This window comes from Photobacterium sp. R1 (assembly GCF_054600795.1).
This window is the reverse complement of record NZ_BAAHZP010000866.1, coordinates 1-244: the sequence shown is the minus strand read 5'-3', so window position 1 is coordinate 244 and position 244 is coordinate 1. Positions and strand designations below refer to the sequence as shown.

Annotated in this window: 1 protein-coding gene; it reads left to right on the top strand. The window is 30.7% G+C overall.

What is annotated here, in order from left to right; all coding sequences use genetic code 11:
* On the top strand, positions 1–244 hold a 244-nt coding region (locus ACYP03_RS27545; RefSeq protein ID WP_459782877.1), incomplete at both ends, for a hypothetical protein.

Sequence of the window (244 nt, the reverse complement as noted above, 5' to 3'; positions counted from 1 at the left end):
AAGGTTATTACAATCGATAAATCCCACTATCCAGTCCTTTCAACATTTTATCTTTCCAGGTTCCTGAAAGTTAAACTTGAAGAAATAGTGGAAAATTTGATCTTATATATTGAAAAAGAGAAAATTGAAAAAATCTGGGTCACACTATCCAGCCCTGAAATTATTATAGTTACTTGGAAATTAAGTCAAAAGCTTAAGGTTAAGATCTATTCAACAATATGGGATGTTCCTGAATATTTACTCC